The 25,271-nt window shown below is 66.4% G+C and carries 26 protein-coding genes and 1 tRNA gene; 12 read left to right on the top strand and 15 right to left on the bottom strand.

Annotation, left to right across the window (positions count from 1 at the left end):
* Positions 1-149 precede the first annotated feature (149 nt).
* A complete protein-coding gene (locus DIE15_RS18360) occupies positions 150-2,489 on the top strand; it encodes an EAL domain-containing protein (protein WP_057929024.1) in 2,340 nt (779 codons plus the stop codon).
* A 198-nt stretch (positions 2,490-2,687) separates the two neighbouring features.
* On the top strand, positions 2,688-3,896 hold the full coding sequence (locus DIE15_RS18355; RefSeq protein WP_057929044.1) for a chromate transporter: 1,209 nt from the start codon (positions 2,688-2,690) through the stop codon (positions 3,894-3,896).
* A gap of 57 nt (positions 3,897-3,953) precedes the next feature.
* Here DIE15_RS18355 and DIE15_RS18350 read toward each other — a convergent pair whose 3' ends face one another.
* Positions 3,954-4,400, bottom strand: a complete 447-nt coding sequence (locus tag DIE15_RS18350; RefSeq protein WP_057929025.1) for a multidrug/biocide efflux PACE transporter — start codon at positions 4,398-4,400, stop codon at positions 3,954-3,956.
* A gap of 112 nt (positions 4,401-4,512) precedes the next feature.
* Between DIE15_RS18350 and DIE15_RS18345 the strand changes: the two genes are divergently transcribed.
* Positions 4,513-5,397, top strand: coding sequence for a LysR family transcriptional regulator (locus DIE15_RS18345; protein ID WP_124834019.1), 885 nt, complete (start codon positions 4,513-4,515; stop codon positions 5,395-5,397).
* 55 nt (positions 5,398-5,452) lie between these two features.
* Here the strand turns inward: DIE15_RS18345 and DIE15_RS18340 are convergent, their stop codons facing one another.
* The 6 genes from DIE15_RS18340 to DIE15_RS37040 all read right to left on the bottom strand — a co-directional run bounded on the left by DIE15_RS18340 (position 5,453) and on the right by DIE15_RS37040 (position 13,699).
* The gene (locus DIE15_RS18340) at positions 5,453-5,911 is read right to left on the bottom strand and encodes a CopD family protein (protein WP_124834018.1); all 459 of its coding nucleotides are present in this window, start codon (positions 5,909-5,911) and stop codon (positions 5,453-5,455) included.
* Positions 5,912-6,157: 246 nt separating this feature from the next.
* Positions 6,158-8,479: a DNA topoisomerase IV subunit A gene (gene parC / locus DIE15_RS18335; protein ID WP_057929027.1), complete on the bottom strand. Its 2,322-nt coding sequence runs from the start codon at positions 8,477-8,479 to the stop codon at positions 6,158-6,160.
* Positions 8,480-8,703: 224 nt separating this feature from the next.
* The gene (locus DIE15_RS18330) at positions 8,704-10,686 is read right to left on the bottom strand and encodes a DNA topoisomerase IV subunit B (protein WP_124834017.1); all 1,983 of its coding nucleotides are present in this window, start codon (positions 10,684-10,686) and stop codon (positions 8,704-8,706) included.
* A gap of 242 nt (positions 10,687-10,928) precedes the next feature.
* Positions 10,929-12,914 carry an ATP-binding cassette domain-containing protein gene (locus tag DIE15_RS18325; protein WP_175827224.1) on the bottom strand — a complete coding sequence of 662 codons (1,986 nt, stop codon included), beginning with the start codon at positions 12,912-12,914 and terminating at the stop codon, positions 10,929-10,931.
* A 195-nt stretch (positions 12,915-13,109) separates the two neighbouring features.
* Positions 13,110-13,514, bottom strand: a complete 405-nt coding sequence (locus tag DIE15_RS18315; protein WP_057929030.1) for a DUF4399 domain-containing protein — start codon at positions 13,512-13,514, stop codon at positions 13,110-13,112.
* Between the two features lie 11 nt (positions 13,515-13,525).
* Positions 13,526-13,699, bottom strand: a complete 174-nt coding sequence (locus DIE15_RS37040) for a hypothetical protein (RefSeq protein WP_162840576.1) — start codon at positions 13,697-13,699, stop codon at positions 13,526-13,528.
* A gap of 12 nt (positions 13,700-13,711) precedes the next feature.
* Here DIE15_RS37040 and DIE15_RS18310 point away from each other — a divergent pair, with 12 nt between their 5' ends.
* From DIE15_RS18310 to DIE15_RS18300, 3 genes are all read left to right on the top strand, one after another.
* Positions 13,712-13,894 (top strand): rubredoxin, encoded by a 183-nt coding sequence (locus DIE15_RS18310; RefSeq protein ID WP_012364402.1) that lies wholly within the window; start codon positions 13,712-13,714, stop codon positions 13,892-13,894.
* Between the two features lie 147 nt (positions 13,895-14,041).
* Positions 14,042-14,116, top strand: a tRNA-Arg gene (locus tag DIE15_RS18305).
* 163 nt (positions 14,117-14,279) lie between these two features.
* Positions 14,280-15,494 carry a phage integrase central domain-containing protein gene (locus tag DIE15_RS18300; protein ID WP_124834015.1) on the top strand — a complete coding sequence of 405 codons (1,215 nt, stop codon included), beginning with the start codon at positions 14,280-14,282 and terminating at the stop codon, positions 15,492-15,494.
* 146 nt (positions 15,495-15,640) lie between these two features.
* Here DIE15_RS18300 and DIE15_RS18295 read toward each other — a convergent pair whose 3' ends face one another.
* Together DIE15_RS18295 and DIE15_RS18285 are read right to left on the bottom strand one after the other, a co-directional pair.
* The gene (locus DIE15_RS18295) at positions 15,641-16,135 is read right to left on the bottom strand and encodes a hypothetical protein (RefSeq protein ID WP_124834014.1); all 495 of its coding nucleotides are present in this window, start codon (positions 16,133-16,135) and stop codon (positions 15,641-15,643) included.
* 791 nt (positions 16,136-16,926) lie between these two features.
* A complete protein-coding gene (locus tag DIE15_RS18285; protein WP_260428286.1) occupies positions 16,927-17,085 on the bottom strand; it encodes a hypothetical protein in 159 nt (52 codons plus the stop codon).
* Positions 17,086-17,270: 185 nt separating this feature from the next.
* Between DIE15_RS18285 and DIE15_RS18280 the strand changes: the two genes are divergently transcribed.
* Complete coding sequence (locus DIE15_RS18280; protein ID WP_124834068.1) at positions 17,271-17,600, top strand: TetR/AcrR family transcriptional regulator; 330 nt, start codon at positions 17,271-17,273, stop codon at positions 17,598-17,600.
* Between the two features lie 89 nt (positions 17,601-17,689).
* Here the strand turns inward: DIE15_RS18280 and eco are convergent, their stop codons facing one another.
* Positions 17,690-18,190 (bottom strand): serine protease inhibitor ecotin, encoded by a 501-nt coding sequence (eco, locus tag DIE15_RS18275; RefSeq protein WP_057929035.1) that lies wholly within the window; start codon positions 18,188-18,190, stop codon positions 17,690-17,692.
* Positions 18,191-18,334: 144 nt separating this feature from the next.
* Here eco and DIE15_RS18270 point away from each other — a divergent pair, with 144 nt between their 5' ends.
* Positions 18,335-18,667, top strand: coding sequence for a hypothetical protein (locus tag DIE15_RS18270; RefSeq protein WP_057929047.1), 333 nt, complete (start codon positions 18,335-18,337; stop codon positions 18,665-18,667).
* Positions 18,668-18,858: 191 nt separating this feature from the next.
* Here DIE15_RS18270 and DIE15_RS18265 read toward each other — a convergent pair whose 3' ends face one another.
* Entirely contained in the window at positions 18,859-19,260 is a 402-nt protein-coding gene (locus DIE15_RS18265; RefSeq protein ID WP_124834012.1) for a hypothetical protein, read from the bottom strand.
* A gap of 117 nt (positions 19,261-19,377) precedes the next feature.
* On the opposite strand from DIE15_RS18265, the gene DIE15_RS18260 reads away from it, so the two are divergent.
* Positions 19,378-19,758, top strand: coding sequence for a DUF5594 family protein (locus DIE15_RS18260; RefSeq protein WP_057929037.1), 381 nt, complete (start codon positions 19,378-19,380; stop codon positions 19,756-19,758).
* Between the two features lie 185 nt (positions 19,759-19,943).
* On the top strand, positions 19,944-21,311 hold the full coding sequence (locus DIE15_RS18255; protein WP_057929038.1) for an MFS transporter: 1,368 nt from the start codon (positions 19,944-19,946) through the stop codon (positions 21,309-21,311).
* 25 nt (positions 21,312-21,336) lie between these two features.
* Here DIE15_RS18255 and DIE15_RS18250 read toward each other — a convergent pair whose 3' ends face one another.
* The 3 genes from DIE15_RS18250 to DIE15_RS18240 form a co-directional block, all read right to left on the bottom strand.
* Positions 21,337-21,918, bottom strand: coding sequence for an AAA family ATPase (locus tag DIE15_RS18250; protein ID WP_124834011.1), 582 nt, complete (start codon positions 21,916-21,918; stop codon positions 21,337-21,339).
* Positions 21,911-23,332, bottom strand: a complete 1,422-nt coding sequence (gene otsA / locus DIE15_RS18245; RefSeq protein ID WP_124834010.1) for an alpha,alpha-trehalose-phosphate synthase (UDP-forming) — start codon at positions 23,330-23,332, stop codon at positions 21,911-21,913. The genes DIE15_RS18250 and otsA overlap by 8 nt, the downstream gene beginning before the upstream one ends.
* A 150-nt stretch (positions 23,333-23,482) precedes the next feature.
* The gene (locus DIE15_RS18240) at positions 23,483-23,680 is read right to left on the bottom strand and encodes a hypothetical protein (protein WP_057929040.1); all 198 of its coding nucleotides are present in this window, start codon (positions 23,678-23,680) and stop codon (positions 23,483-23,485) included.
* Positions 23,681-23,968: 288 nt separating this feature from the next.
* Between DIE15_RS18240 and DIE15_RS18235 the strand changes: the two genes are divergently transcribed.
* Both DIE15_RS18235 and DIE15_RS18230 read left to right on the top strand, forming a co-directional pair.
* Complete coding sequence (locus DIE15_RS18235) at positions 23,969-24,520, top strand: hypothetical protein (RefSeq protein ID WP_124834009.1); 552 nt, start codon at positions 23,969-23,971, stop codon at positions 24,518-24,520.
* Positions 24,517-25,011: a hypothetical protein gene (locus DIE15_RS18230; protein ID WP_057929049.1), complete on the top strand. Its 495-nt coding sequence runs from the start codon at positions 24,517-24,519 to the stop codon at positions 25,009-25,011. The genes DIE15_RS18235 and DIE15_RS18230 overlap by 4 nt, the downstream gene beginning before the upstream one ends.
* Before the next feature lie 73 nt (positions 25,012-25,084).
* Here DIE15_RS18230 and DIE15_RS18225 read toward each other — a convergent pair.
* A partial coding sequence (locus DIE15_RS18225) for an AAA-associated domain-containing protein (RefSeq protein WP_185643106.1) occupies positions 25,085-25,271 on the bottom strand: 187 nt, incomplete at its 5' end.

Raw genomic sequence — 25,271 nt, 5'->3', positions numbered from 1 at the left:
TCCAGCCAGTAATATCGGGCCTAATCCGTCGCTTCGGCGGGTCTGTCCATGGTTGCGCATCCCGCGAACGAACAGACGCCGGTGCGGCCCCAACCATAGCCACCCATCTTGAGAGGGTGGCAAACGAGAGCAGGCGCCACCCTTTTTCGATGAGCTCCGCCCGGACAAACCACACGCCGCCGACTCGGCCGCTGCGCGCACCGCGCAAGTCGCGCCGGCGCGCGCTGTTCGCGATCCCGCTGCTCGGGATGCTGGCGCTCGCGCTCCTATGGGCGGTGATCATCGCGCGGCTGGCGGTCGAAAAGGACAGCGCGTACAAGGAAGCGGCGGCATCCGCGGCGATCCTGTCGTCCGCGCTCGAGCAGCATACGGTCAAGGCGATCCACCAGGTCGACCAGATCACCCGCTTCGTCAAGTTCGAATTCGAGAAATCGCCCGCCCGCTTCAACCTCGCGAGCGCGGTCGAAAAAGGTGTCGTACCGAGCGACACGCTGATCCAGGTCTCGCTCGTCAACGCGAAGGGCATCCTGTTCGCGAACACGGCCGAACGCCATCCGCAGCCGATCAACCTGTCCGACCGCGAGCACTTCAAGGTCCACCTCACGCACAACGACGACCGCCTGTACATCAGCAAGCCCGTGCTCGGCCGCGTGTCGAGCCACTGGACGCTGCAGATGACGCGGCGCCTGAACAACCCCGACGGCAGCTTCGCGGGCATCGTCGTCGTGTCGGAAGACCCAAGCTACTTCACGAACGACTTCTACAACAACGCGGCGATCGGCAAGGAAGGCGTGATCGCCGTGGTGTCCGACACGGGCGCCGTGCTGGCGCGGCGCACCGGCTCGGTCAACAACGCACCGGGTGCGTTCTCCGCATCGGGTGTCTACCCGATCGCCGAGCGCGTGACGGGCACGATCATCGACCCGATCGACGGCGTGATGCGCATCGTGTCGTACCGCCACCTCGACGGCTACCCGCTCGCGGTGATGGTGGGGCTGTCGCAGAGCGAGGAATTCACGGACTACTACCACACGCGCAACGTCTATCTGCTGATGTCGAGCTTCATCACGCTCGCGATGCTCGCGTTCTTCGGCGTCGCAACGGGGCTGATCGGCAAGCTGCTCGGCCGCGAGCGCGAGATGACCCAGCTCGCCGAATACGACCTGCTCACCGGGCTCGCGAACCGCTACGCGACGCTGCGCGGGCTGCGCAACGACGTGGCGATGCCGACCAGCCTGTCGCGGCTCGGCCTGCTGTTCATCGACCTCGATAACTTCAAGACCGTCAACGACACGCTCGGCCACAACGCCGGCGACATCGTGCTGCAGATGACCGCGTCGCGCCTGTCGGACGCCGTCGGCGACGAAGGGTCGCTCGCGCGGATCGGCGGCGACGAGTTCGTGGTCGTGATGAAGGGCGACGACGTCGAGCGGCGCGCGGTGCGGCTCGCGGAAGCGATCATCCGGATGTTCAGCGATCCGTTCGACGTGCGCGGCAGTTCGTTCGTGCTGCATGCGAGCATCGGCATCGCGCTGCACACCGTCGCGAACGAGAGCGAGATCGACCTGCTGAAGAAGGCCGACCTCGCGATGTACAGCGCGAAGGACGCCGGCAAGAACTGCTATCAGTTCTACGCGCCGCACCTGTCGCACCGCGCGGACCACCTGATGCGCTGGGAGCAGCAGTTGCGCGTCGCGCTCGCCGAAGGGCAGCTGTTCCTCGCGTACCAGCCGAAGATCGACCTGACGCACCGCACGATCACCGGCTTCGAGGCGCTCGCGCGCTGGGACCACCCCGAGCATGGAATCATCTCCGCGAACGAATTCATTTCGATCGCCGAATCGACGGGCCTGATCGTGCCGATCGGCGACTTCGTGATCCGCACCGCGTGCGAACAGATCGCGCGCTGGCGCGACGACGGCCACGACACCCTGACGCTCGCGATCAACATCTCGCCGGTGCAGTTCTGGCGCGGCGACCTGATCGAGACGATTTCCCTGGCGCTGCAGGACACCGGCATCGACGCGAACCGGCTCGAACTCGAGATCACCGAGACCGCGATGATGGAATATCCGGAGCTCGTGTCCGAGAAGATCGTCGCGTTGAAGAAGCTCGGCATCCGGATCGCGCTCGACGATTTCGGCACCGGCTATTCGTCGCTGTCGTACCTGCACCGTTTCTCCGTCGACACGCTGAAGGTCGATCGCTCGTTCGTGCAGGCGATCCCGAACGATCGCAGCGTGTGCGTGATGGTGTCGTCGATCGTGCATCTCGCGCGCTCGCTCGGCCTGACGGTCGTCGTCGAGGGCACCGAGACCGAGGAGCAGATCGCCTGGCTGTCCGCGCTCGGCGAGATCGAGGCGCAGGGCTTCCTGTTCTCGCGCCCCGTGCCGGCCGATGCGATCCCCGCGCTGATCGCGCGCTTCGGCGTGCGTGGCGACCGGCCGAGCGTCCTCACGCACCGCGCGACCGGCAGCACGGGCGCCTGAGCGCCGCCCCCACGCGCGGCACCGTTGCGCAACACGCCGATTGTTTCGGCCTCCAATCCGGCTGTTTAGTTCGTTTACTAGCGTTTTCGCGCATGGCAGTGTCACGATGCGCGGCGGACAATCCGGAGGGCTATCGTGTCGGCGGGCCGCCGGCATGTTCCTATGCGCGAGACCAGGCCCAGCACCAACAGCACAATCATGACCACCGTCGAAGTCGAAGCGGCCGAACGTGTCGAACAGGCACAGGCATCCCTGTGGACCTTGTTCAAGGTCATCGCCGGCATTTCCGCCATCTCGTGGGGCGGGCTATCGATGATGGCGCAGCTCGAACGCCATTACGTCGACCGGTTGCAGCGCATCGAGCCGCACGTGTTCGCCGATCTCGTCGCACTCGCATGGCTCGTGCCCGGCCCCGTCGGCTGCAATGTCGCGGTGCAGGTCGGCCAGACGCTGCACGGCCGCGCCGGCGCATGGGTCGCAGGCATCGCGAGCGTGCTGCCCTTCTCCGTGCTGATGACGCTGTTCGCGATCTTCTACCGCACGCCGATCGTGCGCTCGCTCGCCGCGCCGATGCTGATCAATCACTTCGGGATGGTGCTCGCCGCGCTGATCGGCGTCACGTGGCTCAAGCAGTTGCGCACGCTCGTGCGCACGCGGCTCGAACAGGTGATTGCCGCGCTGTCGACGATTCTGCTCGCCTTCGCGCATAGTCCGGCCGCTTTCGTCGGGATTCTGTTCGCAGCGTTTGCAGCCGGCTGGCTCACCGGGCCGCCGCAAGACGACGCGGTCGATTTCACGCTGTCCAGGCGTGACCGCAACCTGCTCGTGCTGCTGGCGATTCTCGTCGCGCTGTTCGCGCTGCCGCTGTCCGGCGACTACCAGATGACGCTCCTGTGGCCACGACTCGCCGGCGCCGGCATGACGCTGTTCGGCGGCGGCTTCTCCGCGCTGCCCGTGCTCAAGACGCTGTTCGTGTCGCCGGGCACCGGCATCACCGATCACGACTTCACGCTTGCGTTCGCGTTGTCGCCGGTGTCGCCCGGCCCGCTGCTGAACGTCGTGCCGTTTCTCGGCTACCTGACCGACGGCTGGATCGGCGCGCTGCTCGCGACCGCCGCCCTGTTCATTCCGTCGGGATGCCTCGTCGTGTTCGCGCACAACCACCTGCTCCGGCTCAAGCGCCATTCGCGCTTCGAGCACGGGATGCGCCTGCTGCGCGCGGCGACAACGGGCTTTCTCGTCGTCGCCGTCGTGAAGATCCTGCATCGCGAACCGGCCGATCCCGTCTATTGGTTCACGGGCGCCTTTGCCACGCTGTGCTTCGCGCGCTTCAAGGTGCCCGTGTATGCCGTCTACGGCGCGGTCGCGGTCGCGTGCGGCGTGTGGCTATGGGCCGTCGCGCACTGACGGCCGGCCGCGGTCATCCCCGCCTTCACCACCCCCGCCGCGCCGGCCGTATGGCGCTCAGCCTGCCTGCACCGCGACGCGTCGTGCGATCCAGCGCGCCCGCAGCGCGTCGTACGCGAGGTTGAAGCAGAACGTGTAAGGCAGGAAGAACAGCACGATGCCGAGGTCGAGCAGCAGCGCCTCGACGAGGCTCACGTCCAGCCACCATGCGGCGACCGGCACCACCATCGCGACGAGGCCGAGCTCGAACGCGACCGCGTGCGCGATCCGCATCCCGAGCGTGCGCGTGAGGCCCACCCGCCGCTCGAAGCGGTCGAACAGCGTGTTGAACGTCATGTTCCAGGCCATCGCGATCAGCGACACCATCACCGTCAGCACGCCGACGTGCGACACCGGCATGTCGAGCAGCCATGCGCCGATCGGCGCGCACAGCGCGATCGCCACCAGTTCGAACGTCAGCGCGTGAACGAGGCGTTCCGTTACCGTCTTGTTCGTCTGTTTCATGATTCCCTCCAATGCGTTTGCTAGCTCATGTCCGCGATTTTGATCGGCATGACCGTACGAATCCAGTTTGATACCATCGGTTTTACCGATATAACGTCGTGAGACCCGCCGCATGCGCCACGCCCCGGAAGCCCTGCTCGCCTTCGCCGAAGCCGCGCTGCTCGGCTCGTTTACAGCCGCCGCGCGCAAGCTCGGCAAGCGCCAGTCGACGGTGTCCGAAGCGATCGCGAACCTCGAAATCGATCTCGGCGTGCAGTTGTTCGACCGCTCGACGCGCACGCCGACGCTGACCGATGCCGGCCGCGCGCTGCTGCCGCAGGTGCAGCGCGCGCTGGAGGCCGGCGCGGCGATCGACCGCACCGCCGCGCGGCTCGCGCAGGGCGAGGAAGCGCGGCTGACGCTCGTCGTGTCCGATACGTACCAGTCGAAGCGTTACGAGGACACCTTGATGGCGCTCGAGCGGCGCTTTCCGGCGCTCGAGCTCGAATGCCAGATCGCCGAGCACGAGGACGTGCTCGACCTGATCCAGCAGGGCCGCGCCCAGCTCGGGCTGATGGCCGCGCGCGCCGTCTACCCGCCCGATATCGGCGCGGCGACGGTGGCGGAGGAGTCGGAGATCGGCCTGTTCGTCGGGCGCACGCACGCGCTGGCGGCCTACGGCGACGCCGACGTGCCGCATGCGGTGCTACGCGACGCGCGCGAACTGCGCCTCAACACGTACGTGAAACCGGAGGATCGCGGCGCCGACGACCGGATCGTCGTCGGCACGCGGCGCTGGCTCGCGCCAAGCTACCTGATGCTACTGGAGATGGCGGTGCTGGGATTCGGCTGGGCCGAGCTGCCGCGCTGGATGGTCGAGCACTTCGCGCGCGATCGCCTGTGCGAGCTGCGCTCGCGCGGCTGGCCGCGCCGCGTGCGGGTCGATGCGGTCTGGTCGCGCAACCGGCCGCTCGGCCCGGCCGGCGCGTGGCTGCTCGATGCGATGCTGGCCGCGTAGCGGCACGCGGCACCGCGCCGGCGGCGAGCGCCGGGCGACACCGCAGGGTCGAAGATCAGAAGCCGCGCGACAACACGGCCGCGCCGATCGTCACGACGCCGAGCACGAGGTTGACGAGGACGAGCAGGCGCACCGCATTCACCGCGCGCGCGCCATCGGGCCAGTTCTGCGCCTGCACCGCGCGACGGATGCGCGGGAACAGCGCGAAGCGGATATGCCCGAAGATCAGCATCATCACGACACCGAGGCCTGCCATCGCATGCAGCGACCACGTCGCATGCGCGCCGCCGAATTCCATCAGCAGGAACCCGCCGGACAGCAGGATCACGATCACCGATCCCGACACCCAGTTGAAGAAGCGGCCGAACACGCCCTCGATCAGCGGCAGCCGAAGCTGCGGCGTCAGGTCGGACAGCGCCGGGCGCAGGCAGAAGTTCGCGAAGACCATCCCGCCCACCCACACGGCGACGGCCAGCAGATGAAGAAACAGCGCGACGGCAACAGCGTGGGACATGGCGGCAATCCTGTTATGAGTTGAGTGCAACGAACAGCCGCGTCACGCGCGGTCTCGAGCGACGTTCGACCGGCGGGCCGCCGCTCGGTTCGAACCCGAGGCGGCATTTCACAATATTTTGCAAGTTCCGCATGACGGCGCCACTCTCGCTTACCTGAATACGTCGCCCCAAAAGAACAGGCCGCACGCCCGCCGAAGCGGGGGTGCGGCCTGCGGTGCCGGTCGCCCGGGCGACCGGATGCGGCGTCAGCCGAGCAGCGGACGCATCTCGTTGACGACCTTCAGCTTCGTCTCCGGCGCACGGCCCTTGCGTGCGCGCTTGCCGACGTGCGGCGCGAGCCCCGCGTACGACAGCGTTTCGTCCTGCGCCTTGCCGCCGCGCCCGGTGCCGCTCAGCACGACGCCTGCCGGGTCGATCGCGAGCGCCTGCACGAGCGTTTCCTTGTCGTCGAGCGCCATCAGGATCACGCCGCGGCCGCCGCCGGACAGCGTCTTCATCTCGTCCATCCCGAACACCAGCAGCCGGCCGCCGCTCGACAGACACGCGACCTGCGTCGCGTTCGGCAGCACGGGCATCGGCGCGAGCGGCACCGCGCCCGCATCGATCGTCATGAACGACTTGCCGGCCTTCACGCGGCTCACCATGTCGCCGACCTTCGCGAGGAAGCCGAAGCCGTTGCTCGACGCGAGCAGCAGTTGCTGGTCGGCCGGCGCCGCGTAGTAGTGCATCAGGTGCGAGCCCGATTCGAGCTCGATCAGCGACGTCACCGGCACGCCGTCGCCGCGCCCGCCCGGCAGCACCGACACGTCGACCGAGTACACGCGGCCGCTGCTGCCCCACGCGATCAGGCGATCGGGCGTGCGGCACTGGAACGCCGCGTACAGGTTGTCGCCGGCCTTGAACGAGAAGCCCGCCGGGTCGAGCCCGTGGCCCTTCAGCGCACGCACCCAGCCCTTCTGCGACACGACGACCGTCACCGGCTCGTCGACCACCTTCGCCTCGAACGTCGCGCGCTTTTCCTGCTGGATCAGCGTGCGGCGATCGTCGCCGTACTGCTTCGCGTCGGCCTCGATCTCCTTGATCATCAGCCGCTTCATCGCGCTTTCGTTCGCGAGCAGCTCCTCGAGCTTCGCCTTTTCGTCGCGCAGCGCCTCGAGCTCCTTCTCGATCTTGATCTTCTCGAGCCGCGCGAGCTGACGCAGGCGGATTTCGAGGATGTCTTCCGCCTGGCGGTCGGTGAGGCCGAACGCGCTCATCAGCGCGGCCTTCGGCTCGTCCGCCTCGCGGATGATGCGGATCACCTCGTCGATGTTCAGGAAGACGATCATCCGCCCTTCGAGGATATGGATGCGGTCGTCCACCTTTGCGAGACGATGGCGGCACCGGCGCGTCATCGTCAGCTGGCGGAACTTCACCCATTCGTCGAGGATCGTCAGCAGGCCCTTCTGGCCCGGCCGCCCGTCGGCGCCGATCATCACGAGGTTCAGCGTCGCGTTCGACTCGAGGCTCGTGTACGCGAGCAGCGTGTTCACGAATTCCGTCTGGTCGATCGTGCGCGACTTCGGCTCGAACACGAGCCGCACCGCCGCTTCCTTGCCCGACTCGTCGCGCACCGCGTCGAGCAGGTCGAGCATCGCCTTCTTCGTGTTGAGCTGCTCGGGCGTGAGCGTCTTCTTGCCGAGCTTGAGCTTCGGGTTGGTCAGCTCCTCGATTTCCTCGAGCACCTTCTGGCCCGACGTGCTCGGCGGCAGCTCGGTGACGACGAGCTGCCACTGCCCGCGCGCGAGATCCTCGATCTTCCATTTCGCGCGCACCTTCAGGCTGCCGCGGCCGGTTTCATAGGCCGCCGCGATCTCGGTGTCGCTCGAGATGATCTGGCCGCCGCCCGGGAAGTCCGGGCCGGGGATCAGGTTCATCAGCTCCGCGTGCGTGAGCTTCGGATTGCGGATCAGCGCGACCGCCGCCGCCGCGACCTCGCGCAGGTTGTGCGACGGGATTTCCGTGGCGAGGCCGACCGCGATGCCCGATGCGCCGTTCAGCAGCACGAACGGCATGCGGCTCGGCAGCGTCTTCGGTTCCTCGAACGAGCCGTCGTAGTTCGGCATGAAATCGACCGTGCCCTGGTCGATCTCGTCGAGCAGCAGCTTCGAGATCGGCGTGAGCCGCGCTTCGGTGTATCGCATCGCCGCCGCGCCGTCGCCGTCGCGCGAGCCGAAGTTGCCCTGACCGTCGATCAGTGGATAGCGCAGCGAGAAGTCCTGCGCGAGACGCACGAGCGCGTCGTACGCCGACTGGTCGCCGTGCGGGTGGTATTTACCGAGCACGTCGCCCACCACGCGCGCCGATTTCACCGGCTTCGCGTCCGGGCCGAGGCCCATTTCGTTCATCGCGAACAGGATCCGGCGCTGCACCGGCTTCTGGCCGTCGCAGACATCGGGCAGCGCGCGGCTTTTCACGACGCTGACGGCGTAGCTGAGGTACGCCTGCTCCGCGTAGTTGCCGAGTGTCAGCGCATCGGCGTCCGGTGCGTCGGACCCGGCAAAGAGATCGGAAGTATTGTCGTCCATCTGAATTCCGTATTCGTAACTGGCATGAGGCCGGGCCGGGCGTCAGGCCCGGCCGCGCGGAGGCGGTGTCGTGTTCGATGCCAAGCGGTGCTGATGCGCCAGCGGATTCGCGTTCGTGGCAAGAAGCAAACCGCAGCGATGCCAGCCGGCATCGCGAGGATTTGCGACACCGCCACGGGCGCGAAGGCGCAGCGCATCAGTGCCGATTGGCGTCGAACACTGCACTAAATGTCCGCTTCGACGTCGTTGCCCTTTTCCTCGAGCCAGCCGCGTCGCGCGGCTGCCTCGCCCTTGCCCATCAGCATCGTCATCCGCGCGACGGTCGCCTCGTAGTCGAGCTCGCCGAGCTTCACCGGCATCAGGCGGCGCGTGTCGGGGTTCATCGTCGTGTCCCACAGCTGCTCCGCGCTCATTTCGCCGAGACCCTTGAAGCGGCTGATGCTCCATTGCGTTTCACGCACGCCGTCCTTGCGCAGCTTGTCGAGGGTCGCCTCGAGTTCGCCTTCGTCGAGCGCATAGAGCTTCTGCGCGGGCTTCTTGCCGCGCGCCGGTGCGTCGACGCGGAACAGCGGCGGCCGCGCGACATGCACGTGACCGCGCTCGATCAGCTGCGGGAAATGCTTGAAGAACAGCGTGAGCAGCAGCACCTGGATGTGCGAGCCGTCGACGTCCGCGTCCGACAGGATGCAGATCTTGCCGTAGCGCAGGTTCGACAGGTCGACGCTGTCGTCCGGGCTGTGCGGATCGACGCCGATCGCGACCGAGATGTCGTGCACCTCGTTGTTCGCGAACAGGCGGTCGCGCTCGGTTTCCCACGTGTTCAGCACCTTGCCGCGCAGCGGCAGGATCGCCTGGTATTCCTTGTCGCGGCCCATCTTCGCGGAACCGCCAGCCGAGTCGCCCTCGACGAGGAACAGTTCGTTGCGCGCGATGTCTTCCGTCTCGCAATCGGTCAGCTTGCCGGGCAGCACCGCGACGCCCGAACTCTTGCGCTTCTCGACCTTCTGGCCCGCGCGCGTGCGCGCCTGCGCCTGCTTGATCACGAGTTCGGCGAGCTTCTTGCCGTGCTCGACGTGCTGGTTCAGCCACAGCTCGAGCGCCGGACGCGAGAACGACGACACCAGCTTCACCGCGTCGCGGCTGTTCAGGCGCTCCTTGATCTGCCCCTGGAACTGCGGATCGAGCACCTTCGCGGACAGCACGAACGACACGCGCGCGAATACGTCTTCCGCGAGCAGCTTCACGCCCTTCGGCTGCAGGTTGTGCAGTTCGACGAAGCTTTTCACCGCCTGGTAGAGACCGTCGCGCAGGCCCGACTCGTGCGTGCCGCCGGCCGGCGTCGGGATCAGGTTCACGTACGACTCGCGCACGAGCGAACCTTCCTCGCTCCATGCGACGACCCACGACGCGCCCTCGCCCTCGGCGAAGGTTTCGTCGGTCGAGCGCGCATCGGCAAAGCGCTCGCCTTCGAACAGCGGGATCAGCAGCTCGCTGCCGTTCATCTCGTCGAGCAGGTAGCCGCGCAGGCCGTCCTCGTACTTCCACGCCTGGCGCTCGCCGGTCTTCTCGTTGACGAGCACGACCTCGACGCCCGGCAGCAGCACGGCCTTCGAGCGCAGCAGGCGCTGCAGCTCGCCGAACGGCAGGTTCGGCGAATCGAAGTACTTCGGATTCGGCCACACCTGTACGCGCGTGCCCGACTTCTTCTCGCCGCGGCCCGCGCCTTGCGTTGCGAGCGGCTTCACGACATCGCCGTCGGCAAAGCCGAGTTCGGCGATCTTGCCGTCGCGCCACACCGTCACGTCGAGACGCGTCGCGAGTGCGTTCGTCACCGACACGCCGACGCCGTGCAGGCCGCCCGAGAACGTGTACGCGCCGCCGGCGGCCTTGTCGAACTTGCCGCCCGCGTGCAGGCGCGTGAACACGATCTCGACGACCGGCACGCCTTCCTCGGGATGCATGCCGAACGGGATGCCGCGGCCGTCGTCCTCGACCGACACCGACTGGTCGGCGTGCAGCGTGACCGTGATCTGCCTGCCGTAGCCGCCGAGCGCCTCGTCCGACGCGTTGTCGATGACTTCCTGGATGATGTGCAGCGGATTTTCGGTACGGGTGTACATGCCGGGCCGCTGCTTGACCGGCTCGAGGCCCTTGAGCACCTTGATCGATGCTTCGCTATAGGCCGCGCTGGGCTTCTTCGTTGACATAGGCGCTGAATTTCGTCATTCATCGGGACGTTGTCCACACCTCGTGTGGATAACGTCATGGACAAAACGTTGAGTTCCGTAAAAAAGCGAATCGAAACAACGGTGTGCTTGGACTGCTCCGAATGCGGGCGCGCGGCGTGCGCTGCGCGACCCGGGACGCGCGGTATTTTACTGGTTCCGCGTGGCGTGCCATTGCAAGATCGTTGCACGGCGCCGCGGTGCGGCCCGCGGCGCGCGTTGCGTCAGACCGGCTTGCGCTTCGCCTCGAGCGTCTCCCACCGCTCGAGCGCGGCAAGGAGTTCGTCGTCGATCGCAGCGAACCGCTCGGTCAGGCGCGTGCCTTCCTGCGGATCCTTCGCGAAGATCGAGCCGTCCTCGAGCCGCGCGTTGATCGTCTTCTGTTCTTCCTCGAGCGCCGCGATCTTCTCCGGCAGCGCATCGAGTTCGCGCTGCTCGTTGAACGACAGCTTCACCGTGCGCTGCGCGTTGCGGCCGGCCGCGCTTTTCGCCGCATCTTCCTTGACCGGCGCCGCTTCCTTCACCGCGCGCTTCGCCGCTTCCTGCTGGGCGAGCTGCTGCGAACGCTCGCTCTGGATCTGCCAGTCGGTGAAACCGCCGACGTATTCGCGCCACTTGCCGTCGCCCTCGGCCGCGATCACCGACGTCACGACGTTGTCGAGGAACGCGCGATCGTGGCTGACGAGCAGCACCGTGCCGTCGTAGTCGGCCAGCAGCTCTTCGAGCAGTTCCAGCGTCGGGATGTCGAGGTCGTTGGTCGGCTCGTCGAGCACCAGCACGTTGGCCGGACGCGCGAACAGGCGCGCGAGCAGCAGCCGGTTGCGCTCGCCGCCCGACAGCGACTTCACCGGCGAGCGGGCGCGCTCCGGCGCGAACAGGAAGTCGCCGAGATAGCTCATCACGTGCTTGCGCACGCCGCCGATCTCGACCCATTCGCTACCGGGGCTGATGGTGTCGGCCAGGCTCTTTTCCTGGTCGAGCTGCGCGCGCATCTGGTCGAAATACGCGACCTGCAGGTTCGTGCCGGTACGCACCGTGCCCGTGTCGGGCTTCAGTTCGCCGAGGATCAGCTTGAGCAGCGTGGTCTTGCCGGCGCCGTTCGGGCCGACGAAACCGATCTTGTCGCCGCGCATGACCGTCGTCGAGAAGGTGTCGACGACCGTGCGATCGCCGTAGCGCTTCGTCACGTCCGTCAGTTCCGCGACGATCTTGCCCGACTTCTCGCCCTGCGCGACGTCGAGCTTCACGTTGCCCTGCGAATTGCGGCGCTCCGCGCGATCGTTGCGCATCTGCACGAGCCGCGCGATGCGGCCGACGCTGCGCGTGCGGCGCGCTTCGACGCCCTTGCGGATCCACACCTCTTCCTGCGCGAGCAGCTTGTCGAACTTCTCGTTTTCCACGCGCTCGATTTCGAGCTGCTGCGCCTTGCGCGTCTGGTAGGCCGAGAAATTGCCCGGATACGACAGCAGCCGGCCGCGATCGAGCTCGACGATGCGCGTCGCGACACGGTCGAGGAACGCGCGATCGTGGGTGATGAACAAGAGGCCCGCGCGCTGCGCGACCAGCAGCTCTTCCAGCCAGCGGATGCCGTCGAAGTCGAGGTGGTTGGTCGGTTCGTCGAGCAGCAGCACGTCGGGCTGCAGCACCAGTGCACGCGCCAATGCGACGCGCTTCTGCATCCCGCCCGACAGCGCGTCGACTTGTGCATCGCCGTCCGTCAGGCCGATCTGCGCGAGCGTCATCGACACGCGCGTGCGCCAGTTCCACGCATCGTGCGCGTCGAGCGACGACTGCAGCGCGTTCATCCGCGCGAGCAGCGCGTCGTGCTCGGCACCTTCGGGGGTCTCCGCGAGGCGGTGCGCGATCGAATCGTATTCTTCGAGCACTTCGCGCGTATGCGTGAGCCCCGACGCCACGGCATCGAACACGGTCGCGCCGGGTTCGAATTCGGGCTCCTGCGGCACGTAGACGGTCACGAGCTCCTGCTGGCGCGTAATCAGCCCGTCGTCGGGCCTGGCAAGACCGGCGACGATCTTCAGCAGCGACGACTTGCCCGCGCCGTTGCGACCGATCAGGCCGACGCGTTCACCGGCCTCCAGCGAGAAATCCGCGTGATCGAGCAACGCGACGTGACCGAACGCGAGTTGCGCGCCGGTAATGGAATAAAGCGACATGGGGAGACGGCGAAGAGAGAAATCGGAAGCGCCCATTGTACCGGTGGCGGACACCTGCGCCGGGATGGCCGGACGGACTATGCCGATGGGCGGTTCTTTTTGTGCTGGGGCGGCATGTCGGCGCACCCGGCGGACGGGGCCGGCATGGCGCGCTTCGGCGTTGCAGAGCGCCGGGGCGGCAGGCATCCGGCCGCAACTTCCCGGCCGGGCGCCCGCATGCGGGAGGAGCGACTACTTCACGTTGACCGTGATCGTCGAGCTCAGCCCGGGACCGTACGAGCGGTGCGCGCCGTCGCCGAGCTGCAGCGTCAGCGTGTGCTGGCCGGGCGGCAGCTTCACGTCGGTTTCGGTCTGGGCCTTGCCGAAGTGCAGCGAATGGTCGGTGGCAGGGATCACGTCGCCCTTCGGCACCGGCTTGCCGTCGATCAGCAGGTGATGGTGGCCCGTGTCCGCCGTCATGTCGCCAGCCGGCTTGAGTTCCATCCCTTCAAGGCCGAACTTCACGTGCACGGGGCTCGACACCGTCGCGCCGTCCTTCGGCTCGACGAAGAACACGCGCGCCTCGGCACGCGCGAGCGTCGACACGGCCAGTGCCGCGACACATACCGCACCCGCGATCCATTTCTTGTTGACCATCGTTTCCTCCTTCAGATTGAAAGGCTCACGCAGGATACACTGCGTGCCCGGCCCGCGCGATGACAGTCGTTGTTCTCGATGCGTACGTTTAAAACGACGTTGCGCTGACGTTCGGCGAAATTACGGTACCATTGCGCCTTTCGTCCGTCGGCCGGGCCGCGGACGGCATCGCCGACTTTCATCATCCCGAGCGCCACATGAGCGAAGTAATCGAATACCAGAGCTGGGTCTGCCTGATTTGCGGGTGGGTCTACAACGAAGCGGAAGGCCTGCCCGACGAGGGCATCCCCGCCGGCACCCGTTTCGCCGATATTCCCGCCGACTGGCGCTGCCCGCTGTGCGACGTGGGCAAGGAAGATTTCGTCGTCGTCGATTTCTGATTCCGGTTTCCGGACACGACTGAGCACGCGCACGGCGCGTCGGCACGCATTCCGTCCGCCGATGCGCCGCGCGTTTGCTATACTCTGCGCGCTGTCCACATCGCCGTCCCGGTCGCGTCATTTGCGCGCGATATCGCGGACATGGCTCTCCCCGTAGTTCAATGGATAGAACAAGCGCCTCCTAAGCGCTAGATACAGGTTCGATTCCTGTCGGGGGGACCAGCCAAGCCCCAAACCATCCCCAAGATTCACAAGAAATCGCCCGCTTAGGCCCGTCTGGCGGACCTCTAGCTCACATCGTTACCCAAGGTTGCTCAGTGACAGCCGGAGAAAGTGTTGGTATTTTTGTTGGTATCAGCCGATACCAACAACACAGATACCAACAATGCCTCTCACTGACGTGCAGGTACGGAACGCGAAGGCCAGCGCGGCCCCGTACAAACTCACGGACGGCAACGGAATGTTCTTGCTCGTCCAACCGAACGGCGCGAAGTACTGGCGCTTCTCATACCGCTTCCTTGGCAAGCAGAAGACGCTCGCCCTCGGCGTCTATCCGGCCGTCACGCTCGCGACGGCACGGAAGAAGCGCGACGAGGCACGCGAGCAGATCGCGACCGGCATCGATCCAGGCGAAGCGAAGAAGGATGCGAAACGGGCCGCCGAAATCGCGGCGGCAAACTCGTTCGAAGCGGTAGCGCGCGAGTGGTACGACTCGCAGCGTCCGGGCTGGAGCGACGGCTACGCGGAGAAGGTGCTGAATTCGCTGGAGGTCGACGTGTTCCCGAAGATCGGCCCTCGCCCGATCGCGGAGATCGACTCGCCACAGATGCTCAGCATCGTGCGCGAGGTCGAGGCACGCGGCGTGCGTGAGACGGCGAAGCGGATCCTCCAGCGCTCTCGCGCCGTCTTCCAGTACGGGATCATGACCGGGCGATGCTCCAGGAATCCGGCGGCCGACATCGATGCGCAGACGGTCTTGAAGAAGGGTCCCGGCGTGCAGCACATGGCCCGCGTCAAGGCGACGGAGATTCCGCAGCTCATGCGAGACATCGACGCTTACCAAGGCGACCTAGTCACCCGGCTCGCGCTCCGCCTGATGGCGCTGACCTTCGTGCGGACAACGGAAATGATCCGTGCGGAATGGTCGGAGTTTGACGAAGCCGCCGCAGAATGGCGCGTACCGCCGGAGCGCATGAAGATGCGCGACCCGCACATCGTGCCGCTATCGCGACAAGCGCTCGACGTGCTCGCCCAGCTCCGCGCGCTCAACGGCCAGCATCGATTCGTGTTCTATAGCGTGCAAGGCCGGAGCCACATTTCGAACAACACCATGCTCTACGCGCTCTATCGCATGGGCTACAAGTCGCGGATGACCGGGCACGGCTTTCGCGGACTGGCGGCTACAGCTCTACGTGAACTCGGCTTCGGCCGGGACGTTGTGGAGCGCCAGATGGCACACGCCGAACGCAATCAAGTGACTGCCGCCTATGTCCACGCTGAATACCTGCCGGAGCGCAGACGGATGATGCAGGCGTGGGGCGATCATCTCGACCGCCTCAAGGCAGGGGCAGAGGTCATCCGCGTCGCGTCAGCCCGTTAGCGGCCACCGTCGTCCTCGCGACTTTGCCCACCACAGTCACTGCCAAGGATGGGAGCAGGCACTTACTGCGCCCGCCCGCAGATCTCTGGGGGCCTGTCGCTTACCGACACGAAGCAAATTAGGAATTGTTTTGACCCATGCCAATCCTAGCCCGCTGGCTTGTCTCTGACGTACGGAGCGGCGAAGTCGGCGTCGTAAGTGCCCTTCCAAGAGCGCACGCGCATCGACGTGGTGTAGTAGTACTCGTAGTTTGCGCGTGGAATTTTGTCCACCGGAACCGCGCTGCTTGAAAAAACCCCATCGCGTATTGTTGAGTCGCCGGTACAAATGTATGAGACCACGGCAAGTTGCTCGTCAAGTATCTTCCGGATGAAGTCGACTGCACCACCAGCCTCGTCCGCATTGCCCAGCACGGAGAAAAAATGGCGATGGGTTGTCGCGTAGAAAACCGTCACCTCCTCGTTGTATAAAGAAGAAACCTCTAAGGGGCCGCCTTTCGATGCTGCGAGTGCCGGCACCTGAACGTTGAAGAAGTTCTCTCCCGCGCTGGCGACAATAGAAAAATGGCTCCTCCAGTTCGGAAAGACTGAAAGAAGGTCTCCCGCCATTTGGCGAGAGAAAGGCTCAAGCAGTTCGATCATGACGACTCCCCCCGTAGTTTGGTATAGAGCAGCGCGATCGCTGGCAATCCTACGCCACAAGTTGGTCGACCGCTGCTAGCCGAACGCGGACGACCGTATTGTGCTTCCCCGAAGTTCGCAGTGACCAAAAGCTCGCTCGGCCCGGACCAGAGCACGGGCGGCGTTCCGTCTCGATCTTCCCTGCATGGTGATGACCCCTTCCGTGCGTTTCCCACCAGTAAATCGGAAAGAGTCTAGGGATTGGGCGATCGAATGCTTTGGCCCCTTATTATTATGTGCCCCCCTATGGTTGCCGTCAGTAGAGAAAAGACGCGGGTGTGAGCCCCCGCGTCTTTGCCCTAGACGCAGGGTCCCCCGCTTTCCGGCCGCTCCGACACTTGCGGCCGGCGCAACAATGCCTGATCGACGCACATCTCAGACACCCCCCTCAAAAACACGTTGTCGATGCCCTTCGAATCCCGGAGAGCCACGCCCCGCCTGGCTTCGCGGTCGACTAAGACGGTCGACGCCTGTCCGCTCAGTGCAAAACAAGTTGGAGATTTGGAGATAAACGCCTGAATCGGCCGCAAAGCCTTATGGGGTAAGGCTTCGTGTGTCTCCAAACAATTTGGAGAACGCTGGAGATACTGGAGATAAACCGGCCCAGATTGTTACGTTGGAGGCAAGATTCGCGGCAGCCGCCCGCCCGGTTCCGTCTGGCGCGTATCGCTCAAAGTAACTTTGACGCGCGGGAGAAATATGCCGCGCAAAGGAATGCCCGCCACCGCCCTCCCGGACGGCGGCGGTGCATTTCACAGCTCAAGCGTGAAGATGGACGGCAGCACGCGATAGACCATGAACTTGCCGTGACCGGGGATGTACTCCTGCCGATACGGATAGCCGTCGCTACGCGGCATCAGCACGCCCCGCTTCATCAATGCCTTGGCGTCATCGTAAGTACGCTTGATCACTTTGTAAATGAATTCCCCGCCCCGCCCATCAAACCGTTCGTTACCCTCTCTCCCATTCATCACCGCGCCATCGTGACGGTATGCGACACGCGATCGCACCCGACCGGCTAGCGACGAATCCATACTGAAGATTGCGTAGAATTCCGAACCTTCATCCTGACAAGGAAGCGGCACTGGATCGCGCGATGGAGGTGTTCTGGCGTCTCGGCTACGAGGGTACGCCGATGACGGACCTGACGGCCGCGATGGGCATTGCGTCGCCGAGCCTGTACACGGCGTTCGGCAGCAAGGAAGCGTTGTTCCGGCAGGCAGTCGAGCACTACCGGGAAACGGAGGGCCGCGAGATCCGGGGCGGCGTCGAACAGGCCGGCAGCGCACACGACGCGATCGAGAACTACTACGTGACGGTGCAACAGGGGATGTTGATTCAGGTGCGCGACGGTGCGAGCCATCGCGATCTGGAGGCGGTCACACAAGCCGCGCTAGCCGCATGGCCGGCGCGCGGGCGCGAGTGAAGGATAACCGTCGGCCCTGAAAAGAAACCCGCGAAACAGCGCGCAGCCGTGCGGCGGCGAGCGCCCCCGCATGGCCACGTCGGTGTGCCTTACTTCGTCACTGCGTGCTGCACGTCCTTCGACGCATGCCACACGCGGTAGCGCACGTCGAAACCGTCCGGCACATACACGACGAGCGGCAGGCGGCTGTTGTAGCGCAGCAGTTGGCCGTCGCCACGTACCTGCACGAACCGCTGTTGCGGCGCCTGGCCCGGGCAGGCCATCAACGTCGACGCAGGCCCCTTCACGTCGGTCAGCCGATAGTACGTATAACCCCAGCCCTTCACGTCCTCGGCGGTCAGCTCGCCGCCGAACCATTGCTGGTTGCAGTCGGTCTGCAGCGTCTTGCCGATCATCAGCTCGACGCGCGCATCGCCTTCGTTCTCGAGCGCAGGCAGCGCGATCACCGCGCGCTGCTGGCCGGCCGCCGGTTGCGGGAACATCTTGATCGATTCGGCCGGCACGGCGGGCGCCGATGCGGGGCCGGCCGCGCAAGCGGCGGCGGTCGTCACGCAAAAGGCGGCCAGGACGGCCCGGATCGCGAATTTCATCGATGTGCTCCTGATAAACAAAATAGGCCCCGGATGCTAACACTTTCGCCGCAACACCTTACGAAGCTGTAATTTGACGACACAATTGCATACAGCCGGCAATTCCCGCGCGCGGTATTTATAGGGGAACCAATGGAGAACATCATGCTGAAGCTCATTGCCGCCGCCGGCGTCGCCACGCTGCTCGCCGGCTGCGTCGTCGGGCCGGACGCCGGATACGGCTACGGACAACCCTACTATTCCGATCCCGGCTACGCGTACGGACCGGCCTACGGGGCGGCCCCCGTCTACGGCACGGTCAATATCTGGGGCGGCGGCGGCGGGCGCGACTGGGATCGCGGACACCGCGACTACCGTCGCTGGGATCGCGGCGATCGCGGTGACCACGGCGGCTGGGGGCGTGGCGGCGGACGCCGCGGTGACTGGAACGAAGGCGGCGGCGGGCGCGGCCATGGCGACGGTGGTCATCGCCACTGATCCCGCGGATCCAATTGCAACCGTTTGTATCCGCACGCGGCCTCGTTCGACCGCTGTTTGACGCGCAAAAAACCGTTGCCGCAGAAAGGAAAGGCCCTCGCATCACGCGAGGGCCTTTCCTTTTGTCATCCTGCGAACCGGCGACTCAATCGGCGCCGATCACGCGGCGCCGAGCCCGGTCACTCGCCCGCTTACCAGCCGGCCGGCTGCGCATAGCCACCCGACACGGGCGCACCGCACACATACGGGCGCTGATAGCGGTCGTAGCAATAGTTCGGGCCGTCGTCCTGGTACTGCGCCTGCTGGTAGGTCGGATAAGCCGGCTGCTGATAGGCGGGCGCCTGGTAGTACGTCGGCTGCTGATAGGCCGGCGCCTGATACACGGGTGCCTGGTACGCGACGGGCGGATTCATCGCGGACGTCACGATCGCGCCGAGCACCGCGCCGCCGATCAACGCGCCGATGACGGCGCCCCCGTCGTGGCCATGCGCGGACGCCGGGCCGGCCACGGCGAGCGAACCGGCGAGGACACAGACTGCGGCAATTTTTTTCATGATGGACTCCCACGCGAAGTGGTACTGGATGTGATGCATTGTGGCGGCACGCGGCCGTAATAGATGCAGCAAGTGGTAACGCGCCATTACGGGTATCGCTCGCACCGGAACGCGGCACTGCCGTGCTACGATTTTCGGCACACAGGAGACGCCTTCATGCAGCCCGAAACCGCCCGCCGTTTCGATACCGAATTCGCGCCGCGCATTGCGCAGGCGATTGCCGCCTTCTTCGCCGATCACGTACGGGCCGACGTCGTCCCGTACGGCGGGCACGGGCAACCGACGCGCGTGCAGATCCGCAGCGCGCTGCACGAGCACGTAAGCGGCTTCGTGCATCCGCTGAACCTCGAGCTGACCTGGGACACCGACGAGATCGAACGGCTGATGGCGCCCGACGGGCCCGCGCGATTCGAACACTACCTGAGCGCGCTGCCGAGAAAGCTGAACGCATGGCAGGGCGCGCGCGACATCGATCTCGCGTCGCGCACGCAGGCCGACCCGCTCGTGCGGCTCGGCGGCCTCGACTTCGAAGGCTGAATGCGCACGCCGGCCGGCGGCCGGGCGCGTCGGCGTCGCGCAATGCGGCCCGGTGATACACTCGACCGGTCCCGCTCCGGCGCCGCCAGGCCGGCCGGGCCGTTCACCGCTGCCTCCACCCGCAAGCATGGTTGCGCACGCAACCGGCAACCGGGCGCGCGCACAACCACGCTTTCGCTCCCGTCATGAACGCCGATACCGGCCTGCCGCTTCCGCAACGCTACTGGGCGATCGTCTGCGTCGCACTGGGCATCACGCTCGCCGTGCTCGACGGCGCCATCGCGAACGTCGCGCTGCCGACGATCGCGCGCGACCTCCACGCGTCCGATGCCGCATCGATCTGGATCGTCAACGCGTACCAGCTTGCCGTCACGATCACGCTGCTGCCGCTCGCGTCGCTCGGCGAGCGCGTCGGCTATCGCCGCATCTATATCGCGGGGCTGGCGCTCTTCACCGCGGCGTCGCTCGGCTGCGCGCTCGCCGGCTCGCTGCCGACGCTTGCCGTGATGCGCGTGATCCAGGGGTTCGGCGCGGCCGGCATCATGAGCGTCAACGCGGCGCTGGTGCGGATGATCTATCCGTCGTCGATGCTCGGGCGCGGGCTGTCGATCAACGCGATGGTGGTCGCGCTGTCCTCGGCGATCGGTCCGACGGTCGCGTCGGCGATCCTGTCGTTCGCGTCGTGGCCATGGCTGTTCGCGGTCAACGTGCCGATCGGCATCGCCGCGGTGTTCGGCAGCCTGCGTGCGCTGCCGGCCAACCCGCTGCACGACGCACCATACGATTTCCCGAGCGCGCTGATGAACGCCTGCGTGTTCGGCCTGCTGATCATGGCCGTCGACGGGCTCGGTCACGGGGAAAGCCACGCGTACGTCGCGGCCGAGCTGGCGGTCGCGTTCGGCATCGGCTACTTCTTCGTGAAGCGGCAGTTGTCGCAGCCGGCGCCGCTGCTGCCGGTCGACCTGATGCGCATCCCGATGTTCGCGCTGTCGATCTGCACGTCGGTCGCGTCGTTCACGTCGCAGATGCTCGCGTTCGTCGCGCTACCGTTCTGGCTGCAGAATTCGCTCGGCTTCTCGCAGGTCGAAACCGGCCTTTACATGACGCCCTGGCCGCTCGTGATCGTGTTCGCCGCGCCGCTCGCCGGCGTGCTGTCGGACCGCTACTCGGCCGGCATTCTCGGCGGGATCGGGCTCGCGCTGTTCGCGGCCGGGCTGCTGTCGCTCGCGACGATCGGCGCGCATCCGGGCACGGTCGACATCGTGTGGCGGATGGCGCTGTGCGGCGCGGGCTTCGGGCTGTTCCAGTCGCCGAACAACCGCGCGATGCTGTCGTCGGCGCCACGCGAGCGCAGCGGCGGCGCGGGCGGGATGCTGAGCACCGCACGCCTGACGGGCCAGACGCTCGGTGCCGCGCTCGTCGCACTGATTTTCGGCGTGGCGCCCGAGCGCGGGCCGACGATCGCACTCTATGTCGCCACGGTGTTCGCGGCCGTTGCCGCCGTGGTCAGCATGCTGCGCATCGCGTCGCCGCGGCCCGACACGGCGACCTGACGCCGCCGCGCACCGCGTCCGCGGGTCATGCGGCGTCGAGCGCGTCCATCACGAAGCGCACGCGCGCCTTCACGCTCACGCGCGGCAGTTCGATCAGCCGATAGCCATACGCCGTATAGCAGTCGACCATCGCGTCGTAGGTGCGCACGGCTTCCTCGAAATCCTGCCGCCGCTCGGTGTCCTGCGCATAGATCTCGGGCCACGGCGGCGCGATGAACACGCGCCGGTGATAGCGGAAGCGCCGCGCCGCGGCCTCCGCGTGCGCGGGCACCGCGAGGCCCGTGAGCCGCAGGTAGCCGATCACGTCCGGCACGCCGCGATCGAAGAACACGGGCCCGCGCGCGCAGCGCGCGAGATGGTACGAACGCATCTCCCAGTTCAGCATCTGCTCGGCGAACGCGGCCCGGTCGCGCCACGGCAGCGCCGGGCCGTCGATCGCCATCTGGTCGCGGATCACACCGCGCCCGGCCTCGTGCGAGCGCGCGAAGCCGTTGCGCTCGAGTGCATCGAGCAACGTGCTCTTGCCCGAGCCGGGGCCGCCCGTGACGACGAAGAAGCGGGCGGCCGCTTCGTGAGCCGCGCTGCCCTCCTCCCTGCGCTCAGACATGCGCGGCCCGCCGGCCCGCACGCTGCGTGACCGACGCGGCCGCCGCGACGCTGCGCAGGTCGGCGACGAACGTGTCGCGCCAGACCGACAGGTTGTTCTCGCGCAGCCGCGCGAGATTCTCTTCGTGTCGCGCCTGCCGCTCGGCGAGCGGCATCGACAACGCGCGCTCGAGCGCGTCGGCCATCTGCGACAGGTCGTACGGATTGACGAGCAGCGCACCGGTCAGCTCGGCCGCCGCCCCCGCGAACTCCGACAGCACGAGCACGCCCGGATCGACCGGGTCCTGCGACGCGACGTATTCCTTCGCGACGAGATTCATCCCGTCGCGCAACGGCGTCACGTAGCCGACCTGCGACATCCGGAAGAACGCCATCAGCAGATTGCGCTCGTACTTGCGGTTCAGGTACTGGATCGGCGTCCAGTCGAGTTGCGAGAAACGGCCGTTGATGCGGCCGGCCTCCCCTTCGAGCGTCTCGCGGATGCGCTGGTAGGTCTGCACGTCGGAGCGCGTCGGCGGCGCGATCTGCACGAGCGACACGCGCCCCTGCCAGCCCGGCGCGTTGGCGAGCATCCGCTCGAACGACTGGAAGCGTTCGACGAGCCCCTTCGAATAGTCGAGCCGGTCGACGCTCATCACGAGCTTGCGGCCGTCGAGCGCGTCGCGCAGCATCTTCACCGGCTTGCGCGAGCCGTACTGGACGGCCGCCTCGGCGATCGCATCCGGATGCACGCCGATCGGATAGGCGGCGACCTTCACGACGCGCCCGTGCGCATGCAGCATCCCGTCGTCGCTTGCCGCGCCGATCCCGCGCCGCTCGATGTAGTCGGTGAACGCCTGCTTGTCGGCGTCGGTCTGGAAACCCGCGATGTCGTACGCGCACATGAACTTCACGAGCTCCTCGTGCGGCGGCACGACGCGCAGCATGTCGGGCGACGGAAACGGAATGTGCAGGAAGAAGCCGATCGGGTTCTTCACGCCGAGTTCGCGCAGGCAATGCGCGAACGGCAACAGGTGATAGTCGTGCACCCAGATCAGGTCGTCGGGCAGCAGCAGCGCGGCGAGCTGCTTCGCAAGCATCGCGTTCACGCGCAGATAGCCCGCGTACTCCTGCCGGTCGAAGCGCGCGAGATCGCTGCGGTAGTGGAACACCGGCCACAGCGTCGCGTTCGAGAAGCCGCGGTAGTACTGATCGTAGTCGCGCCGGGTTAGCCCGAGCGTCGCATACGTGACGTTGCCGTCCCGCTGGATCGCGGGTGCGGCGTCGGGCGTACCGACGATCTCGCCGTTCCAGCCGAACCAGATGCCGCCGGTTTCCTTCAGCGCGTCCATCACGCCGACCGCGAGGCCTCCTGCGCTCGGGCGCGTGTCCTCGCCGGCGGCGACACGGTTCGATACCACGATCAATCTGCTCATGCGGCTTCCCCTCCTCGATTCGATTGGATGACGCGCGGCGCGCGCCAAGGCGAACGCGACGGCCCGCAGGCAGTCGCGCGGCGATTCAGATGTGAGCGATGCAACAAAGAGCGCAATGAAATGCGGCAGCGGAATGCAACGGCGACGGGATCAAGCGTCCTGCTCCTGGCCGAGGTCGCGTTGATAGTCGAGCCCTTCCGGGCGTGCGCCGCCCTGGTTGTGATCGCCGTCGGACGGCGTCTCGTCGGGCGCGCCGGCAGGCGGTGCGGCCGGCGCGTCGGTCTGCGGACGCGGACGCTCGGCGCCCGCATCGGGCGGCCGGGGAGAAAACCGTTTCGAACGGCGCATGGCTGGGTGTCTCATATGGCGCGCGGCTCGGAGCCGTCGTAGAAACATTCCATAACTAAATAGTCTAGGTCGCTTCGTCGCACGCCACGGTAACAATTACCTTCAATTTGTAACGTTTCGACCCCTGTCCCGCCATCTGTCCGACAATACCGCCGCGCGTACGCGCGCGAGCCGCCGCCCGGCGATTTGTCAAAGCTTTGCAGTTTTCCTATGACAATTGCGAAACAATGGCGCGGCAAGGGGGCGCGCATGCGTCGCCGCTCACCCAGACAGGACTTGCACTCAGGGATGAACATTCGTTTCGAAGCGCAGCGCCAAGCCATGTCGGCGCGCATCGTGCTGGCCGCAATCGCCACGGCCGCACTGCTGTCCGGCTGCAACTCGCTGTACAGCGAGGGCGCAACCGCCGGCGCGGGTATCGCGGGCGCCGCGATTGCCTCCAAGGTCACCAACAATGCCGCCGCCGCGACGGGCATCGGCCTCGGCGCCGTCGCCGGCGCGCGTGCGGGCGTCCAGTACACGCAGCGCGTCGCACACCGTTACACGCAGGAACAGATCGCGAAGGCGGCCGGCCCGCTCGACGTCGGCGGCGTCGCGCCGTGGTCGACGCACCATTCGTTCCCGATCGAGGACGACGAACAGGGCCGCGTGACGGTCAGCCGGATGATCAGCATCGGTCCGCTCGACTGCAAGGAAATCGTGTTCGCGGTGGACACGCCCGCGAAGGCCGACAAGGCCGCACAGTCGACGTTCTACGTCGCCACGATCTGCCGCGACGGTCCCGTGTGGAAATGGGCGTCGGCGGAGCCAGCGACCGAACGCTGGGGCGCGCTTCAATGAGCGTCGCGATCCGTATCGCGGCGATCGGCGCGCTGTGCGCGGCCAGCGCCGCGCTGTCGGGCTGCGGGTCGGTCGGCGCGGCAAGCGGCGCGCTCGCCGGCGCGGCGACGGGCCTCGTCACCGCGAACCCGGCCGTCGGCGTCGGGGTCGGCATTGCCGTGCAGGCGGCAACCGACGAAGCCGTCAACCGCACGATGAAGCAGCTCCATCAGAACCAGCAGGACGCGATCGCGAAGGCGGTCGGCAGCCTGGCGGTCGGCGAAATGAAGCCGTGGAAGGTGAAGAACACGCTGCCGCTGGAAAACGGCGAAGGCGAGGTGCGCGTCACGCGCGCCTACTCGACGGCGCTTGCGCTGTGCAAGGAATTCGCGTTCTCGGTGCAGGACGGCGACAAGGCCGACTGGTATTTCGCGAATGCATGCCAGCAAGGCACGCACTGGAAGTGGGCATCGGCCGAGCCGGCGGTCGACCGCTGGGGCAGTTTGCAGTAGCGATGCGATGTGCGGCGCCCGATAACGAGTGCCGCGCATGCGGATGCCGGGCCGCGCGGCCCGGCTCGGTGAATCAGGACTCGACGTCCTCGAGACTGAAGATTTCGGTCTGGTCGTTGTACGAGAAAATCTCGCCGTAACGGCCCCAGTCGATCACGGCGTCGAGCGTTTCCTCGGCCGCGCCGTCCGACAGGAAATCCTCCAGCTCCTGCTCGAAGCGCACGCGCGGCGCGCGATGGCCCGGGCGCTCGTTCAGCACC

Source organism: Burkholderia sp. Bp9031, from assembly GCF_003857965.1.
Taxonomy (GTDB): Bacteria; Pseudomonadota; Gammaproteobacteria; order Burkholderiales; family Burkholderiaceae; genus Burkholderia; species Burkholderia ambifaria_A.
Note: the sequence above shows the minus strand (reverse complement) of the source record. Positions and strands in the feature narration are given on the sequence as shown.